Genomic DNA, 17,089 nt, shown 5'->3' with positions numbered 1-17,089 from the left:
GTGTCAGATCACGCTGGCTCATCCTGATCAGATCCATCCTTTGAACATGACATTTCAAAAGAGGAGAACCATGACACTTCTATTGGGTTGTTACAGTGCCACTATACATAATATGTGTTATCGGACACAAAAACAGTTTTCCCGGCCCGGCCTCGGCGATCGAGATCATGGACAGAATGAGATCGAGTTCCTCTGCGTATCGTGTGCGTTTCATAAGACAGCCTCCTACCGTTGTTAATGTCCCGGTCGGAGTGGTTTTGTGCGGGTGGAGAAAACTTTATTACCAAAGAAAGATGGCCACCCGAAGGCAGCCATCTTTCTTATTCAGACCAGGAGGTTGCTTATTTCAGGCCCAGATTCTGACTGCCCGGATACCCAACATAAAACAACCGATTACTAGAAGAATGATCCCAATTGAAATCTCCGCCGGCTTGAGTTTCACCGGCGAAGGTATATTCTTTCGCCGCTGAATTTGAATCCCCATATACACGGCATAAAGACCTGCCAGGGTCGTTACCCACAAGCTGATATTGGAACTATGTTCGAAGACCCATGTCATATGAAACCTCTCCAGTTAGCAGAATGCGTGCTGTCCCCAGGTCGCCGCGACTGACGATCCGCCGCCCCACACTACATAGTATCTATCGCAAAGGTGGTCGATTCTCTACAGGCTCCCTTTTTACCACCACCACCACCGCCGACAGGTGGTGGCAGCAACCAGTCCGGTGAGGGAACCTTCAGAGTGATCGTAGTTCCGCTAGCCGCTTCCGCGTACCTGGCAGCCTGTTGCATAGCAGCCGTAAAGTACTGGACGATGCCTCCCTGACGAATACTCGTGAGAAAGTTGTTCACGTCACTTGTCGCCATCCCATCAACTATGGCCCATCCAGCCTGCAACTGAGCTAACGTCACCTGAGGGTAAGAGGCCTGCATGTTCGCCAGGATCTGATTCTGGTTGAGGTAAGAGCTCTTGCAGTCATAGGACTGGAGGTTGGCGTAGTACGAGGCGAGCTGACCATCAAGATTATTGGCCTGCCAGTCATTTGCAGCTGAGATGAGCGTGTTTCGATAGGCGTTCCAATTCCCTGCGCTCGTTGTTGGTGAAACAATTGTGTTGCCAGCTGTAAGACATGCGACTCCGGCTGAGGTCGAGTTCGATGATTGTGCGGTTGCTCTGCGGGGGGATAGTCCGACCGTAGCTGCGAGCGCTACGGAGCTGGAGGCTGAAGTCAGGAATGCTCTGCGGTTCATACACTCTCCGTTGTGTTTCTGTGGTGCGCGGAAAGGCTATGCGTTTCTCCTGCCAGCGATACTCTTTTATTTCAGATATTTACTTCATGACTCTGTCGTGTTCCTGACACTTCGCTACAGAAGTGCATAAAAACGCTGGCGCGATTTGTGATCACGCCAGCGGGGTGGTGAGATCACAAGCTATCGAACCAGGCAAGGAGCGCCGCCACAACCATTCCCAAGAGTACAGGTTGGATCGTTGGGGCTACAGTTTGGCGGACGCAGGCTGTTCTTGTGGGTTGGCTGAATGCTCGGCACGAATAGTCAGGTGAAGGCGAGAACGAAGAGCGATAGTTTTAGTTTCATAAAGAAACTGTATGTACTTGAATCTACGAACCAAAGCCTATGACAAATGGCGAAGGTTTGCCATAGGGTACTTGAACCGAACTCAGTTCCCTTCAATCGGTGTGCCTTCTTCCATGGCTCCGTCGATATCCGGCGGCAAGTAGAGGCCGTGCCAGTGAACGACCTCCGAATCTTTCGTGAGGTTCCGAATCTCAACAGACTGCGTTTCTTTTTCACGCATACGGAACAACGGTCCGGGAATCTCCCCGTTGTAAGCTACGGTCCGTATTTCATGTTTCGGCGAAGCCTCTAGGGTGTATGGCGCAATCTCAAGCGTCACGTCCGGCGCCGCAGCGGCCGCGCCGGACAGTGCGAATGATCCGACCGCCATTCCAGAAAGTTGAGTGAAAACGTCTGCGTGTCAGTGCATGGGGAGACACGGAATTGGGCATAGTTCTTTGTAGCCCGACTGAGTTCAACGAAATGCGAGTGCAGTTAGACCGAAATGGGCCTATTTCAACGTACGAGCAGGACGGTCAGCTAGTTGGAAACCTGGCCAACGAGATTAAGATCAATCGCAACGTCATTCTCAGCTTTCCAGAACATGAAGCTTGGATTCTTGAGGCCCCACTGAACATAGGGAACGACAAATTGCGCCCTCGCCGTTGCCTTCGATCCGTCCATGTGAATCTGCATCGGAATCGTCAGGTCGTGAGCAGTACCGAGCAGAGTGAATACTCCGCTCACCTGAATGGTTGAGTCGCCAGAAGGAGCAACCGTTCCGCTGTACGATTTAGGTGCGAAAGAGACGGTGGCGAACTGGTCCACCTTGAGGATATCTTTGTACATCTTTTTATCGCGACTATCGTTTCCCGTCTTACCGCTGCCCGTTGCCACGATGACTATCCCCGATATATGGGAAGCAGTGCGATCGAAATTGATCGATCCAGACTGAATGTGAAACGTGCCGTTGACTACCTCGTGGGTCGTGTTCAGCTTCATTTTGACCTCGCTGGTATCGGGGTTGACGGCGAAGGTCTGATGCTGGGCGAGTGCGGCTGGAGCGAATATGAGCGCGAGGGCTACGACTGCGAGGGATTTCATTGCATCATCTCCCCTAAAAGGGTTAACTGCCGAGAGTTGTTTTGGCGTGGCTCGATTTCAGTTCGCGAACGCCTGTGGAGCCACAGCGGCGGGTTGGGTGACACGCGTGAGTCTAGCCGTTACGCGCATCGCGCCGGGCCAGACCCTTAGGCAGAACGGTAGTACAGCGCGCGCGAGTGCGTTGTTCAAGCCGTTGGCGGCGACCTCGGCAAGACGCATCTGGGGCAGCAGTGCGGAGCGCAGTTTTGGCTGAAAGACCGGCGCCGGCTCCGCGGCAAGATAGGCAGCAGCGGCACGGCGGGCAGTATGCAGGGCGATGGATATGCCATCGCCGGTGAACGAGGGGATTACGGCTGCCTGATCGCCGATACAGTAGAGCCCATCCTCGGTTGCGCGGCGGATGTAACCGTACGGGATATGAGTGATGGTGATCGGTTTGTCGAGCAGCGGCTCAGCACCGTCAAGCCGCATCGCGAGATGGGGACAGTCCTGCTGCATCCTAGAAAGGAGGCCCTCCCAGCGAAGACCCGCACGTGCAAAATACCGCCGTTGCACCACACAGCAGAAGTTCGTAATGCCGTCTTCCACGGGTTGGATACCACCGTAGCCTCCGGAATAGAGCGTCAACTCGGAGGCGTCCGCCAAGTCAGCGGTCTGCGCGGCGGACAGTCGGTAATACATCTTGAAGGCGACCCATTGATGAGGGTCCTTCGGGCGACCGTGGCCGCGCAGATCGTGCTTGCCCGTGGCGAGAAAGGCGGTTGGAGCTTCGTAGGTGGTGCCGTCGTCGAGCGTAGCCTGCCAGAAGTTGGCGGCCGCGCGGCTGAGCGACTGCACACTGCGACCACGCTTAACGCGGACTCCCGCGGCGATGGCTGCGGCGATGAGCGCTGTATCGAGCGCCTTGCGCGTGAGCGAGGCCGCGGGAAAAGGCAGCGGAGCCTCCGCGGCGCGTCTGGCTGCGGCAAGGCGGACGTAATCGATGGGCACCGCGCCAAGAGAGGCCACGTCAATACCAAGTGCGTGCAGGTCTTCAAGGGCCTCACCGCTTAGGAATTCTCCGCAGATCTTATGGCGCGGTGTGAGCTCGCGTTCAATCAGCGTGACGCTTCTTCCCTTTCGAGCGAGCGCTATCGAAGCTGCACAGCCTGCGACTCCACCACCGAGGACCAGTACTTCGTTCTGCAAAGCATTCCCTCCTAATCACTGAATGTTCAATCAATTTGTAGCGGGATTCCATCTTTCTAGTAGACGTCCAAAAAACAGTTCGGTACTTCATTCTGTACAAATCGTCATTTTGGAGCAGGTAGAGCACTGGCTGGACGGATGCACATGTCGACGTGAAATTATGCCGGGTTCACCGGGGGGATCGGAAGGCGTCTAAGTTGTTAGAACGGGGTATTTGATGGAGCGAAGCAATTTCTTTGTAGCCGCTTTCTTAGTGATAATGTTGGGCACCGCAGCGCCAGCAGAACAAATTTCAGTGAGACATATCCAAAGCCCGATGCATCGGTTTATGGTGGCGCGCTCTGAGGCTGGAAAAATCATCGCCAGTGGTGAGTTTTCGCAGGTCGTGCAGGGGGATGAAGTGACGATGCGCCTGACCTATCACTTTGTGGATGGATCGATTGACGATGAGACGACGACATACAGGCAGCAGGGCACATTTCGGCTGGTGAGCAACCATCACATGCAGAAAGGGCCGTTCTTTGTGAAGCCGGTCGACTTTACGGTGGAAGCTGCTACCGGTATAGCGACCAGCCGCACAGCGGACAAGAATGGCAACATACACGTCGAGAGCCACCGCATTGACCTGCCGGATGACCTGGCGAATGGATTCGTTGGAACGTTGCTGCTGAATGTGCCGCAGAATACGACGCCGTTTCGGGTGGGGATGCTTGCGCCAGTCGCCGGAGGGCGGTTGATTCAGCTCCTCATCTCTTCGGAGGGCGAGCAGCCGTTTCACACGACAGGACAGACACTCAAGGCGACGGTGTTTCGCATCCATCCGGAGTTGGGCGGCATCGTGGGCGTGATCGCGCGGCTAATTGGCCTGCAGCCCAAAGATGTGATGGTATGGGTTTTGGAAGGTCAGGAGCCTGCCGTAATGAGGATAGTCGGACAGCTAGGTGGTTACGGCCCTCTGGTCAGCTCGGATCTCGAAGGAATCAGCTTCGAGAAATAGGACATTTGCAAAACCCAAATCACAGGGTGGGCTGTGGATCGCCCGCATTTATGACGATGCCCTGAAAGTCTGATGGCCTCCTAGTCGACGATCAGTCACGACGGGTGGTGAGTTCGCGCCAGTTGAGGCCGAGGTCCACGACCAGCAGCGAGGCAAGTGTGAACGCAATCACGCCGACGGCGGATAAGACGTCGCCCAGGTGGCTCCAGTAACGCGGCCAGAGGTTGAGCACGCGGCTGGAGACGAAGGTAAAGGTAACAGCATAGGAGCGGGCCATCCATTGGCGGTGCGGTGTGATTTGGCGGTTGCGCGCGGTGATGAAAGCGGCGGTGGTGCAGACCATCCAGGCGGCGGCCTGCATGGAGGTTCCAGGAAGACCCGGGCGGCCGGCTGCGAGAGCGATCCCCGTAAAGGAACCAACGAACACGGAGATGACGTAGATGCGACCGAGGATGCGATGGAGTTGGATGTGACGCTGGCGGATCCGTGACGAGAAATTGATGGGGCCGATCAAAAGAGCGAAGATTCCGGCGAGTGTATGCGGGATGAGGAGATGGCGGTCGGCAATGACCTGCAGACGGTAGGCGTGGTACATCGGATAGTCGGTGATGAGGAGCAGCTCTGAGGTAATGAAGACGAAGAGTACGGTGAGACCAAGCGAGACCCAGAGAATAGTCTTGAATCTGGAACCGGCGGAGCTGGGCGCTAGCAGAGTGGAAATTGGCATTATTCGCTTCTCAGATGGTTAGACGTGATGAGGTGCGCCATGAGGGCGACTGGGGCGAGAGGCTTCATATCTCTTAGTCTAACGAGACGCTTTAGAATCACCGATCTCACTTCCACCGCCCCACGCACAACCGTCCCGGACGCCACTTCTCCACCGTCGCTGCCTCTCGCGGGACCTCAGCCGCAGCCAGCAGGCGTACCCAATCCTCCTTCCGGAAGGCCCGCCGGAACGACACCGGCCCATCATGCCGCACAAGCCAGTGCCAACGCACCCACCCAAACATCCGACTACTCCACTCCGCCCGCTCCAGATCATTGATAAACCAACCTACCTGCACGGTCGCTTCCATCCACCTCTGCAGCGCGACGATCTCCTCGTCCTCCAGATGATGTGCCAGCAGCGAACTCACGACGATATCGACCGGCTTCTTCGGTCGATACTCCAGAGCATCGCCGGTCACCCATTCGATTTCTAGTTCCTTTGGCGTGGACTCCGCTGCTGCACGTGCCGCATAAGGATTCAAGTCGATCCCCGTTAACTGCACAGCAATGCCCCGTCTCCGTGCCCAGCCTGAAATCTGCCGCAGTAGATCGCCGCCGCCACTGCCCACATCGACGATGTGTACCGGATCACGCAATCCATGCGGCAACCGCTCCAGCCAAGCCAGCGTCGGCCGATAGCCCAGTAGCCAGCGATTGACTGTTTCCAGACTGCGCAGGCAGTCACGGAAATCTTCATAACTACAGTCACCATCCATCAGCTCTGGCAACTCACGCGGAGAGACCCGCCGACTGAAGTCGATCTGTGCGCTAGACCCCATGGAAGCGCATCGTCTCCGCTGTTAACCCCGGCCCAAACGACATCGCACACCCACGCTGCCCCGGGCGCGCTTGCTGCATTATTCGCTGCAACACAAACATCACTGTCGCCGACGACATGTTGCCGAAGCACGATAGCACTTCGCGCGACGCTGCCAGCGCATCCGTGGGCAGTTCCAGTCCCTGCTCCACCGCATCCAGAATCGACCGTCCGCCGGGATGCACCGCCCACAGGTCAATACAATCCCGCTCGGCCATCAGTTCGCACTCATGCAGCGCGCGGCCCAGCTCTCCCGGGACCTGCCCGGAGAGCAGCATGTCGAAACCTAGCCCGCGAATCTTCCAGGTGATGAGCCCGCGTGTCTTCGGCACCATCACCGCCTTGAAGCTGTCCAGCGCGAGACCCTGCTCGCGAGCAGTAATTAGGCTCGCCGCCGCGCCATCGGCAAAGACCAGGAAGGAGAGCACCTGCTCCAGCTCCTGCGTTTCCTGGAAGTGCAGCGTACACAGCTCCAGGTTGACCATCAGAACACCCGCCTTCGGATCTGAGCGCACAATGTGCCGCGCCAGCTTCAGCGCATTGATCGCGGCATAGCATCCCATGAATCCAACCATCGTGCGCTCCACGCCCGCCGAAAGTCCGAGATGGTCGACGATCTCAAAGTCCAATCCCGGCGCATAGAGCCCCGTGCAGCAGGTCACCAGCACATGCGTAATACCGGAGCGTTCCTTCTCATTGAGCGCAAGCCGATCCACAGCCTTCTTCATCAACACCGGAGCGCTCTGTTCAAACAACTCCATACGGCGCGCCGTGTTGGGAAAATTGCCTAGCTGGTAAAACTCATGCGCGTAATGCGACGAAAATTGGGCGGAGTCTTTCTGCGGATCGAGGAAGGAATAGCGATGCCCGACGTCGGCGCGGCTCACCATGCGGCGAAAGACCGTGCGTAGCCGCGGGTCGGCGAGCATCTTCTCTGCGAAGACAACGAAGGTGTCATGCACGTCGTGCTCTGGTACGGCAGTAGCGATGCGGTTCAGGTAAGCCGTAGTCAAGCGGAATATGTCCTCAGCCCGGATCATCGGGGATTAAATGTCGCGTGTGTGTGTTTGGGAAGCTGGACCACGAAGAGACGACAATCCAGCGACAGTCGACTACTTGAGAGAACAGGCCCCGTATTCTCAATACAACGGCTACTCGTTGAGACGAGACCTTTGCTCTTTTGATAGCACTTTGCAGGAAGGGATAGGATGACGATTTGTTCATGGAGGGCGCAATCACCGGAGCGTCCCCTCAATTTCGTCCTTCCACATGCTAAGTACGGAAGAGCAAGGCAAGATGCACGACCACGAGTGTTCTTCGGAATCGGCATTCGGCGCTCTGCCAGCGCCTAAAATTTGCGAGGTCGATACTCCGAAATGACATTTGCAGCATCGCTCCAATCCATCGCTTCATGCATCGATTCTTTGCCGCCACAGCACTTGCACTTGCGGTATCAACGTGTACGGGCCTCATAATGGGGCCGGAAATCGATCGTTCTGCTCACCTTTACGTCAGGAGTCGTTATTCGGCTATCTTGTTCTTTGTCTAGCCTTTCCCGATTCGTCCACCGCTGAGTGGACGTAGATGACCGAATCGTCATCTTGCAGCTTCCTGAAGTGTGCGAATCGTGAATCAAAATGGCTTACCATCACTTCATGCAGCTCCTGCTCGTGGAGGACGAACTCGAGATCCAGCGCTTCCTCAAGCAATCGCTCACTGATGCGGGTTACGAGGTGGATGCCGCCAAGGATGGGCGAGCCGCCGCTCAACTTGCGTCTGGAAAGAAGTATGACGTTCTGATCGTCGACCTTGGCCTTCCGGATCAAGATGGCATTGACTTGATTCTTCAGCTTCGACAATCTGGCGTAAGCAGCCCTGTATTGATACTTTCGGCCAGAAGATCAGTCGACGACAGAGTCAAGGGACTGGAACAAGGTGGCGACGACTACCTGACCAAACCCTTTGCTCTCGCCGAATTGCTGGCTCGACTGCGCAACCTCTTGAGACGAAACCTGGCTGCGAGCGAAGAAGCCTCACGTTTGTGTGTACTCGACCTGGAACTGGACTTCATCAGGCGTAGAGCCTCCCGTGGGGGCGAAATCCTGAATCTAAGCCCACAGGAGTTTGTTCTCCTGGAGTACCTTTGTCGCCATGCCGGGAGAGTTGTCACTCGATCCATGCTTCTCTCCGAGGTATGGGGAATGCGAATTCAGCCGGACACAAACGTTGTCGACGTCCATATCTACCGGTTGCGAGGCAAGGTGGATATTGAAGGCCGCGAGCCGCTAATCAAGACTTTACGAGGTATTGGTTATGTCCTCAAAGACCGCTAATCCCATCATGCACAGTGCCGCATGGCGTATCTCCCTCTGGGCAACACTAGCCTTTGCCATTGGAACAATGCTGGTTTTTGCGATGCTCCATCGCTTCGTAGCGAACGACATTCAGCGTCGGAGCGACGCGTGGCTTACTGGTGAGGTGGCAGTACTCGGCGATGTAGCCGGGCGAACGCCAAAGGACCGCCTCTACGGTCGGGTAGTGAGAGAAGTCGCGGAACTTGCAAGTAGAGAGGTGCCAAACAAACTGCGCTCGAACGGCAACGAGAACGACTCGGTCTTCTTTCTTCAGGCCGGAGACGACGGTAGTCTGAAACTTTGGGTTGGTGTTGGTGACGGGACGCCGCACTTAGCAGCCATTCGCGCACTTAAGGTCGTTTCCGATGTGCCTTACGACTTGAATGTCAAGGGATTCAAGCACCCCTTTCGGGTGGCGTCGGTGCGCATGGAGGATGGAAGCCACATTTACCTCGGACTCTCGGAGCGAGACGAATTGCGTGTACTCAGGAACCTCCGATTCCGCTTCTTCTGCCTTTGGCTGCTCATCGTCTTGTTTGGCTTTGCGATCGTCTTCTACGCTACCCGACGCATGCTCAACTATGTCCGCGAGATCACTGAGGCCGCATCCAGAATTGGACAATCTGATTTGAGCAGTAGAGTTCCAACCAACAAGCGCAACGACGAAGTAGGACATCTGGCGTTAACGCTCAACCACATGCTGGACCGGATAGAAAGCTCAATGCACCAGCTGCACACTATTACCGAGTCCCTTGCCCACGATCTTCGTAGCCCCTTGACGGCGATTCGGGGGAAACTGGAGATCGTTCTGTCGGGCGATCTGAAAGTCGAGCAGAGTGAGCCAATTGTCTCGGCCATTGATGAACTGGATCGACTAACGGAATTCCTGAATACTTCGCTCGATGTTGCGGAAGCGAAAGCTGACGCGCTGAGGTTGTCGCGCACGGAAGTCGATCTCGATGAACTGCTTCGAGTCATGATCGATCTGTACGAGCCTTGTATGTCGGAGAAAGGACTTCGGGTGGATCTGCGCAGCGCCGGTCCTGTCATGGTCCAGGCAGACGCTGCCCTTCTTCATCGAGTAATCGCAAACCTGCTCGATAACGAACTCAACCACCTGCCCGCTGCATGCACTGTTTCCATACGACTTGGAGCAAGTGAGAACACCGTGATCTTGACTGTGGAGGATGATGGCCCGGGATTTTCCTCGGAGATTGGCCTCCAGATGTTCGAGCAGCGGGTGAAGGGGAGAGATTCGAAAGGTCGTGGGTTGGGGCTTGCATTCGTTGAAGCGGTGGTGCGCGCTCATGGAGGAAGTGTAACGGCGTCAAACCCTCGACAGGGAGGGGCTCTTCTGACAATAAACTGGCCTCGCGCTGCAGGAGAGACGGTTGATGCTCCGCACTCTCTAACATTGGTCGCCGGCCGGTAGAGGATGCCCCTAAATTCAGCCGGGCCTTAGATCTTGATGAGGCTTCATTCTAGCTTAATATTTTTTCTGATATCGTATCTCGATAACGAGGTTCGATAATGAAGGATGATCCGAACAACCGCGATCTGTACTCCGGCATGATTCGTCTTCACATTCTTCATCATGCGGAACATGAAGCTATTTTTGGGGCGGGAATGGCGGAGGAGCTTGCCCGGCATGGATACAAGATCAGCCCAGGAACTCTCTATCCGATCCTCCACGGTTTAGAAAAGCGCGGCTATCTCACATCAGAGGAAGAGCGGTCCGGTAGGAGTATTCGCCGCCTCTACAAGATCACGGCTTCCGGTCGGCGCGCGCTTAAGACAGCTAAGCTCCGGGTCCGCGAGCTTTTTGGAGAGTTGATTGAAGGCAAATAACCCATTCACGCGAGATGTCCGCAGAATTCGAGGGATCGTTGTCGGCTGCCTCCTCGCAGCGAGTGGCTCTACCGTTGCCTTAGCGCAATCCTCGGTCACAGCTACTCCCGCTGTGACACCTGATCTCACGATTGTTCAAGTCGTTCAGGATGCCGAGCAGAACTATCCTGCGATTCATGTCTCTGAGCAGGATCTCAACGCGGCTGTGGCAAATATCCGGTTAGCAAGGACTGCCTATCTTCCACGTCTCGACGGGATAGTAGAGATCAACAGGGCTACACGAAACAACGTCTTCGGCACTCTGCTTCCACAGAACACGCTGCCAAGCATGTCCGGGCCGGTCATTGGAACGAATAATGCCGGCTCCGTATGGGGGAGCGCTGCAGGGCTTCTGGTCAACTGGCAGCCATTCGACTTCGGTTTACGGAACGCTAAGGTGGAAGTGGCCGCAGCAGCACGTGACCGAGCGAATGCGTCTGTTCAGAGGAGCCAGCTTGAGGTCTCAAGTGCGGCGGCGGACGCGTTTCTAACGGTTCTTGCGGCTCGTCAGACACAGAATTCCGCTCAGTCTGCCGTCGACAATTGGGAAATCCTGCGGAAAAGCATCCACGCTCTCACAGCTGCGGAACTGCGTCCCGGCGCCGACGAATCGCGGATTGAAGCGGAGAAGGCGGCTGCGAACACTCAATTGGCTCTAGCCACAGAAGCGGTCGAAATGGGCGAGGCAACTCTCGCGAAGTTTCTCTCGAAGCCGGATGACATAACGAAACCACTCAATTCCGAACATCTTCTTGGAGAGCTCCCAATGGGAGTCGAAGATGACGGCGTATTTCATCCAGAAAGCACTCCTGCGATGCTGGAGCAACATGCAGCCGTCTCACAATCGGCTTCGGAACTTCGCGCCACAGACCGAAGTTGGGTGCCACAGTTCAATCTGGAAGCGGCAGGGTACGGCCGAGGCACCGGCGCGGCGACAAACGGACAGCGCCTGAACGGAGCCAACGGCCTCGCTCCAACCGTAGGAAACTACGCGGTCGGACTGAACGTTACCTTTGGCTTTCTTGATTTTGCCCATATCCACGCCCGCGAAGCCTCGCAAGCGGCCACGTTGAAGGCCGAGCAATCTCGCGAGACATTGGTTGGCCGACAGCTCCAGGAGCAGTTCAGCCAAACACGAGCCGCCTTACGGGCGATGCGCGGCGTTGCGAAGAATACTCCTATCCAGGTCGAGGCTGCTCGAACCGCTCTTGCTCAAGCTACGGCTCGTTACAAAGCGGGGCTGACTTCGATTGATGATGTGGCGCAGACGCAACGGCTATTAGTGCAGGCAGAGATGGATGATTCCATTGCCCGCCTGAACGTCTGGCGTGCGTTCCTCCAATTGCAGTCAGTACGTGGCGATCTTCGGTCCTTTCTTCGGGCAGCTCAGTAGTTCAGGTGATTATTTGACATGCGTTTAGTCCTCGCAGCTCTGAGTCGTCCGCTTACCGTGATCGTCGCGTTGATTGCGATCATCGCCGGATTTTTTTTGGCAGTTGGAAGGATGCGCATGGACATCTTTCCAGAGGTTGGCAATCCTGTGATCTATGTCGCCCAGCCCTATGGCGGCATGACGCCCGCGCAGATGGAAGGATTTCTTACCTACTACTACGAGTATCACTTCCTCTACATCACAGGCATTCAGTCGGTGGATAGCAAGAGTGTTCAAGGCGCAGCTCTGATGAAACTGACGTTCCGCGAAGGAACGAACATGCAGCAGGCTATGGCTGAGACAGTCGGCTATGTAAATCGCGCGCGCGCCTTCATGCCGCCTGGTACGGTTCCACCCTTCATCACGCGTTTCGATCCTGGAAGTGTTGCAGTTGGTCTTCTCCTGTTTACGAGCAACAGTCACACGCAAGGCGAGCTGCAAAATATCGCTCTGAATCAAGTGCGCCCGCTTTTTGCGACCCTCCCCGGCGTCTCAGCGCCTCCCCCTTTTGGCGGCAACCAGCGCACTATCGTTGTCACGCTCGATCCTGACAAACTCAAGCAATATGGTGTCTCCCCTGAACAGGCGATCGCGGCAGTAACCAACGGTACGGTCGTATCGCCCTCAGGCAATCTCTACGATGGCACTCTGAATCGCATCGTTCGAACAAACTCGACGCTAGGCCCGGAGCTCAACGATTTGATGAGTACTCCGATCCATCCCCGCTCTGGAGTGAACGTTTATCTGCGTGACATCGGCACTATCGAAAATGGGACGGATATCATTACGGCTTACGCGCATGTCGATGGCCGCCGAACCGTCTACATTCCGGTTACGAAGCGGTCGGACGCATCGACTCTGGCAGTGATTCAGGCGGTGAAGGCAGCAATCCCGAGCTTTAAAAAAGTTATGCCAGATGATGTCGAAGTGCAGCTTGCCTTCGATCAGTCCGGCTATGTATCGAATGCCATCAGTGGTCTCGTCAGAGAAGCGGCGCTTGGCGCGATCCTTACCGGACTAGTTGTCCTGTTGTTTCTCAGAGACTGGCGCGGCGCTCTGATTGTCGTGGCGAACATCCCGTTCGCTCTCTTTACTGCCGTACTCCTCTTATGGGCCACAGGCCAGACGATCAACATCATGACCCTGGGTGGATTGGCACTCGCGGTTGGAGTCCTCGTGGACGAGGCAACGGTCGAAGTCGAGAACATCCACACGCAGTTGCTTCCAGGTGTCTCTCGGGCAAGAGCGGTTCTCGAAGCTTGCCGCCGCACTGTTCTGGCGCGTCTCCTTTCGATGCTCTGCGTGCTGGCGGTGTTTGTTCCGTCCTTTTTCATGAAAGGGGTGGGACGACAACTCTTTGTCCCGTTGTCTCTCGCCCTGGGCTTCGCGATGGTCGCTTCATATTTTCTGTCGAGCAGTCTGGTGCCGGTCTTTGCCACCTGGATCATGAAGGAGTCACATAAGGGAGAAGAGAAAGAAGGCAGCTTCGGCAAGTTGAGAACACGCTATGAACGGTATCTGAATGCCGTATTGGATCGCCGTTGGCCCATCATCATCGGATACTTCGCGGCGACGGCACTCATTCTCATTTTGGTCACGCCTCGCATCGGAAGTGAGATATTTCCGGATTCCAATGGACCCGTTCTGCGGATGCGGCTAAAGGCGCCCATCGGGACGAGAATCGAAGAGACGGAGCCTATGGTGATGCAGGCTCTCGATCTTATCCGCAAGACAGTGGGCAAGGATAACGTAGAGATCACCTCCGACTATGTCGGCGTTCAACCATCGAGCTATCCAGTCAATCTCATTCATCTCTTCACAAGCGGCCCGGAAGAAGCTCTGGTGCAGGTCCAACTCCGACCTGGGCATCCCGACGACGAGAAGCTACGAGAGGATCTCCGCGCCGCGTTTCACAAAGAGATGCCGAAACTGACAGTGGCATTCGAAGCAGGGGACATCATTTCTCAGGTTATGAGCTTCGGATCGCCCACACCCATTGAGATCGACGTTCAAGGCGTAGATATCGACCAGGACTACACGTATCTCGCAAAAGTGGAAACCGAGCTTCGCAAGCTCGACTTCCTGCGGGACGTCTCCACCGTTCAGCCTCACCTTTATCCCACGGTCGAGGTGACGGTAAACCGCGATTATGCTGGCCAGTTCGGTCTGACGATGGCCGACGTGACGAACTCCCTGACGCCGGCTACAGGCTCGTCTCGATTCACTGCGCCCAATTACTGGCGCGATCCCAAGACGGGTAACGCATTCCAGATTCAAGTGCAACTCCCTCCAAACCGGATGCAGGGTCTCGGCGCGCTTTCTACCTTACCGCTGATGCGCGATGGACAATCTCAGCCGCAGCTTGATCAGGTTGCCAAGCTGGAATACGGGACGATGCCCGAGATGATCGAACGCTTGAGCGGGCAGCGGATCGTCAGCGTGACTGCCAACCTGCATGGAATGCCTCTCGGTGAAGCTCAGAATCGCATCGCGGTACTTCTGAAGAATCTTCCGGCGGCTCCCAAGGGTTCAACCATTGCGGTACGAGGACAAATACCCGCTCTTGAAGAGACAATATCGGGCCTGCGCACAGGGCTCCTTTTGGCCATCGCTGCAATATTCTTGTTGCTCATGGCGAACTTCCAATCTCTTCGTCTTCCTCTCGCCATACTGTCGACAATCCCGGGTGTCCTCTGCGGTGTGGTTCTTATGCTGCTCTTCACAGGAACCACACTCAATATTCAGTCCTTCATGGGAGCGATCATGGCAGTCGGCATTTCGGTCGCGAACTCCATCCTCCTGGTCAGCTTCGCAGAACAGGCAAGGCACCAGAATGAAGATGTCGAAACCGCGACCCGGACGGGAGCAACGAGCCGCATTCGGGCAATTTTGATGACAGCGACCGCCATGATATGCGGCATGATTCCCATGGCAATTGGCTTTGGAGAAGGAAGTGCTCAATCCGCTCCGCTTGGCAGGGCTGTTATAGGCGGACTTGTCTTGTCTACATTGGCGACCCTCACGGTGCTTCCGGCTATCTACGCGTTGCTGCAACGCAAAGCGTCCACCACCTCAAATTCACTCAATCCCGAAGATCCATCGAGCCGATACTATGTTCATCCATAAACGCATCTGCCTTGTCTTCCCTTTGGTGTGCTGCCTCTCCGCCTTCTCTCAGAGTCTTGCGCACGTGGAGATGGTAAAGGTCGAGAGCCGTCCATCCGCTCGAACGGTGCCTCTGACGGCGGAGCTCGCTCCATTCCTGCAGACTGATATAGAAGCCCGCGCTCCTGGATATGTGGAGAAAGTACTAGTTGATCGGGGCAGCTCGGTCCACAAGGGGCAGCTATTGGTTCAGCTCTCCGCGCCAGAAATCAATTCGCAGACGGCAGCTTCAGAAGCAAACCTCCATCAGGCGGAAGCCGAAGCTGCGCAGGCCGAAGCTCAAGAAGCCGCAGCCGAAAGCACCTCGGCGAAGCTGCAAGAAGCTGCTAAGACTCCCGGTGCCGTAGCGGGCAATGAACTGTTGCAGGCCCAAAAGCAGCGGGATGCGGCGCAGGCATTAGTCGATAGCCGAAGGGCCGCGGTTCGGACCGCGAAAGAACGTCTCCAGGCGAGCCAAACAATGGGGTCGTATCTTCGAGTGATCGCTCCGTTCGATGGAATGATTACCGACCGATTCGTGAATCCCGGAATGCTGATTGATGGTGGTCATACTCCGATGTTCAGACTCCAGCAGGTTGCGCATCTGAGATTGATTGTGCCCGTTCCGGAGACCTATACCGGCTCGATCGTTAAGGGAACATCGGCGGTCTTCCATGTTCCGGCACATCCTGGAAAAAGTTATTCAGCGAAAGTCGCACGAATCCCAAATGCTCTCGATCAGCAGAGCCGGGCCATGATGGTTGAACTGGATGTGTACAACAAAGACGGAGGCCTGGCTCCTGGCATGTACCCAACCGTTGATTGGCCGGTAGGAGGTATTGGAGAGAATCTTCTCCTTGTTCCCGCGACTAGCGTCGTAACCACAACTGAGCGAACGTTCGTGATCGCGTCGGTTAATGGTCGAGCACACTGGATTGATGTGCGAAAGGGCCCGCCTATTGGGGACAACGTTCCCGTCCGAGGTCAAATCTTTGCTGGCCAATCGATCGTCAAAAGGGCTTCTGATGAGATTCGCGAAGGTGCGCCGCTCAGCTGATAACTTCAGTTTCTCAGCCGCTTGAGAATCACTCGCGCGATAAGTTACGAAAACGCTTCTGCTATCCGTTTTCGATCAACCCCCAGCCTCCTGCGATGCCCGGTCAAATTGCCTTATCCGCTGATGAACGGTGTATGTAGGTGAGCAGGATCGATAATGCTTTGAAGCTGCGGATCGCTGGTCGTGGGCTCGAGAAGTCTTCGTGGATGCCGAGGTCGTCGCGCAGCCAGGATATACAGATTGATGCACATCTTATACGGATTCGGTGGTCGCCTTACCAATAGCTGGTTCGTTCCTGGGCAGCGTGATAAGCCCCAGTTTCTCCGCCCACGTCCGGGGCAGCTTTACGGTCAGACTTGGCACAACACCTCCGGAGAGTTCGACTGAGGTTGAGCCTTCGAACTGGAAGCCCTGCAACTCCAGATAGACGTTCTCTTCGTCGAATACCTCGTTGTATAGATGGAACCCTGTTGGTTACCATTGTCGGTTTCATGTTGTATTGTCGATTTGGTGCTCATTGCTTGCAGTCCTTTGCTTTTGTTGCTTTGGACGGATGAAAACTGCCATTAGAGCGCAAGACATGCGCGAGCACCTTGCTACACACGGTTACCTGAAACGGTCAATCTCGGCTCCCGCTCAGGAGACCACAAATGATCGGTGCATCTCGTAATCTCCTCGCAGCCTGTGACCGGCTGGTGTTTTGCATGCGCCAAAGCCCAGCGATAAATGGCTCGCCGCTTGTTATCCTTGGGCTGATGGCACGATC

The 17,089-nt window shown here is 55.6% G+C and carries 15 protein-coding genes; 8 read left to right on the top strand and 7 right to left on the bottom strand.

The features are described 5' to 3' along the window. Positions 1-630 precede the first annotated feature (630 nt). The 4 genes from HDF12_RS12065 to HDF12_RS12050 all read right to left on the bottom strand — a co-directional run bounded on the left by HDF12_RS12065 (position 631) and on the right by HDF12_RS12050 (position 3,867). Entirely contained in the window at positions 631-1,251 is a 621-nt protein-coding gene (locus tag HDF12_RS12065; RefSeq protein ID WP_179583158.1) for a hypothetical protein, read from the bottom strand. 427 nt (positions 1,252-1,678) lie between these two features. Then, positions 1,679-1,966, bottom strand: a complete 288-nt coding sequence (locus HDF12_RS12060) for a multicopper oxidase domain-containing protein (RefSeq protein WP_179583157.1) — start codon at positions 1,964-1,966, stop codon at positions 1,679-1,681. Positions 1,967-2,115: 149 nt separating this feature from the next. Continuing rightward, positions 2,116-2,679, bottom strand: coding sequence for a YceI family protein (locus tag HDF12_RS12055; RefSeq protein WP_179583156.1), 564 nt, complete (start codon positions 2,677-2,679; stop codon positions 2,116-2,118). A gap of 57 nt (positions 2,680-2,736) precedes the next feature. Next, on the bottom strand, positions 2,737-3,867 hold the full coding sequence (locus HDF12_RS12050; protein WP_179583155.1) for an NAD(P)/FAD-dependent oxidoreductase: 1,131 nt from the start codon (positions 3,865-3,867) through the stop codon (positions 2,737-2,739). Between the two features lie 295 nt (positions 3,868-4,162). Between HDF12_RS12050 and HDF12_RS12045 the strand changes: the two genes are divergently transcribed. After that, positions 4,163-4,864: a hypothetical protein gene (locus HDF12_RS12045; protein ID WP_179583153.1), complete on the top strand. Its 702-nt coding sequence runs from the start codon at positions 4,163-4,165 to the stop codon at positions 4,862-4,864. 91 nt (positions 4,865-4,955) lie between these two features. Here HDF12_RS12045 and HDF12_RS12040 read toward each other — a convergent pair whose 3' ends face one another. From HDF12_RS12040 to HDF12_RS12030, 3 genes are all read right to left on the bottom strand, one after another. After that, positions 4,956-5,591 carry a DUF2306 domain-containing protein gene (locus tag HDF12_RS12040; protein ID WP_179583150.1) on the bottom strand — a complete coding sequence of 212 codons (636 nt, stop codon included), beginning with the start codon at positions 5,589-5,591 and terminating at the stop codon, positions 4,956-4,958. A gap of 106 nt (positions 5,592-5,697) precedes the next feature. Next, on the bottom strand, positions 5,698-6,411 hold the full coding sequence (locus HDF12_RS12035; protein ID WP_179583148.1) for a methyltransferase domain-containing protein: 714 nt from the start codon (positions 6,409-6,411) through the stop codon (positions 5,698-5,700). Next, positions 6,401-7,462, bottom strand: coding sequence for a type III polyketide synthase (locus tag HDF12_RS12030; protein ID WP_179583146.1), 1,062 nt, complete (start codon positions 7,460-7,462; stop codon positions 6,401-6,403). Before HDF12_RS12030 ends, HDF12_RS12035 begins: the two co-directional genes overlap by 11 nt. A 624-nt stretch (positions 7,463-8,086) precedes the next feature. On the opposite strand from HDF12_RS12030, the gene HDF12_RS12025 reads away from it, so the two are divergent. From HDF12_RS12025 to HDF12_RS11995, 7 genes are all read left to right on the top strand, one after another. Next, a complete protein-coding gene (locus HDF12_RS12025) occupies positions 8,087-8,782 on the top strand; it encodes a response regulator (protein ID WP_257025531.1) in 696 nt (231 codons plus the stop codon). Further along, positions 8,763-10,235, top strand: coding sequence for an ATP-binding protein (locus HDF12_RS12020; protein ID WP_179583144.1), 1,473 nt, complete (start codon positions 8,763-8,765; stop codon positions 10,233-10,235). Before HDF12_RS12025 ends, HDF12_RS12020 begins: the two co-directional genes overlap by 20 nt. Before the next feature lie 98 nt (positions 10,236-10,333). Then, positions 10,334-10,651, top strand: coding sequence for a PadR family transcriptional regulator (locus HDF12_RS12015; RefSeq protein ID WP_179583142.1), 318 nt, complete (start codon positions 10,334-10,336; stop codon positions 10,649-10,651). Beyond that, a complete protein-coding gene (locus HDF12_RS12010; protein WP_179583140.1) occupies positions 10,638-12,083 on the top strand; it encodes a TolC family protein in 1,446 nt (481 codons plus the stop codon). Before HDF12_RS12015 ends, HDF12_RS12010 begins: the two co-directional genes overlap by 14 nt. Before the next feature lie 18 nt (positions 12,084-12,101). Next, positions 12,102-15,248 (top strand): efflux RND transporter permease subunit, encoded by a 3,147-nt coding sequence (locus tag HDF12_RS12005; RefSeq protein WP_179583138.1) that lies wholly within the window; start codon positions 12,102-12,104, stop codon positions 15,246-15,248. After that, positions 15,235-16,323, top strand: coding sequence for an efflux RND transporter periplasmic adaptor subunit (locus HDF12_RS12000; RefSeq protein ID WP_179583136.1), 1,089 nt, complete (start codon positions 15,235-15,237; stop codon positions 16,321-16,323). Before HDF12_RS12005 ends, HDF12_RS12000 begins: the two co-directional genes overlap by 14 nt. 240 nt (positions 16,324-16,563) lie before the next feature. Beyond that, entirely contained in the window at positions 16,564-16,710 is a 147-nt protein-coding gene (locus HDF12_RS11995) for a hypothetical protein (RefSeq protein WP_179583134.1), read from the top strand. Positions 16,711-17,089 lie beyond the last annotated feature (379 nt).

The sequence above is a fragment of the Tunturiibacter gelidiferens genome, from assembly GCF_013410115.1.
GTDB lineage: Bacteria > Acidobacteriota > Terriglobia > Terriglobales > Acidobacteriaceae > Edaphobacter > Edaphobacter gelidiferens.
This window is presented reverse-complemented; position numbering and strand designations above follow the sequence as displayed.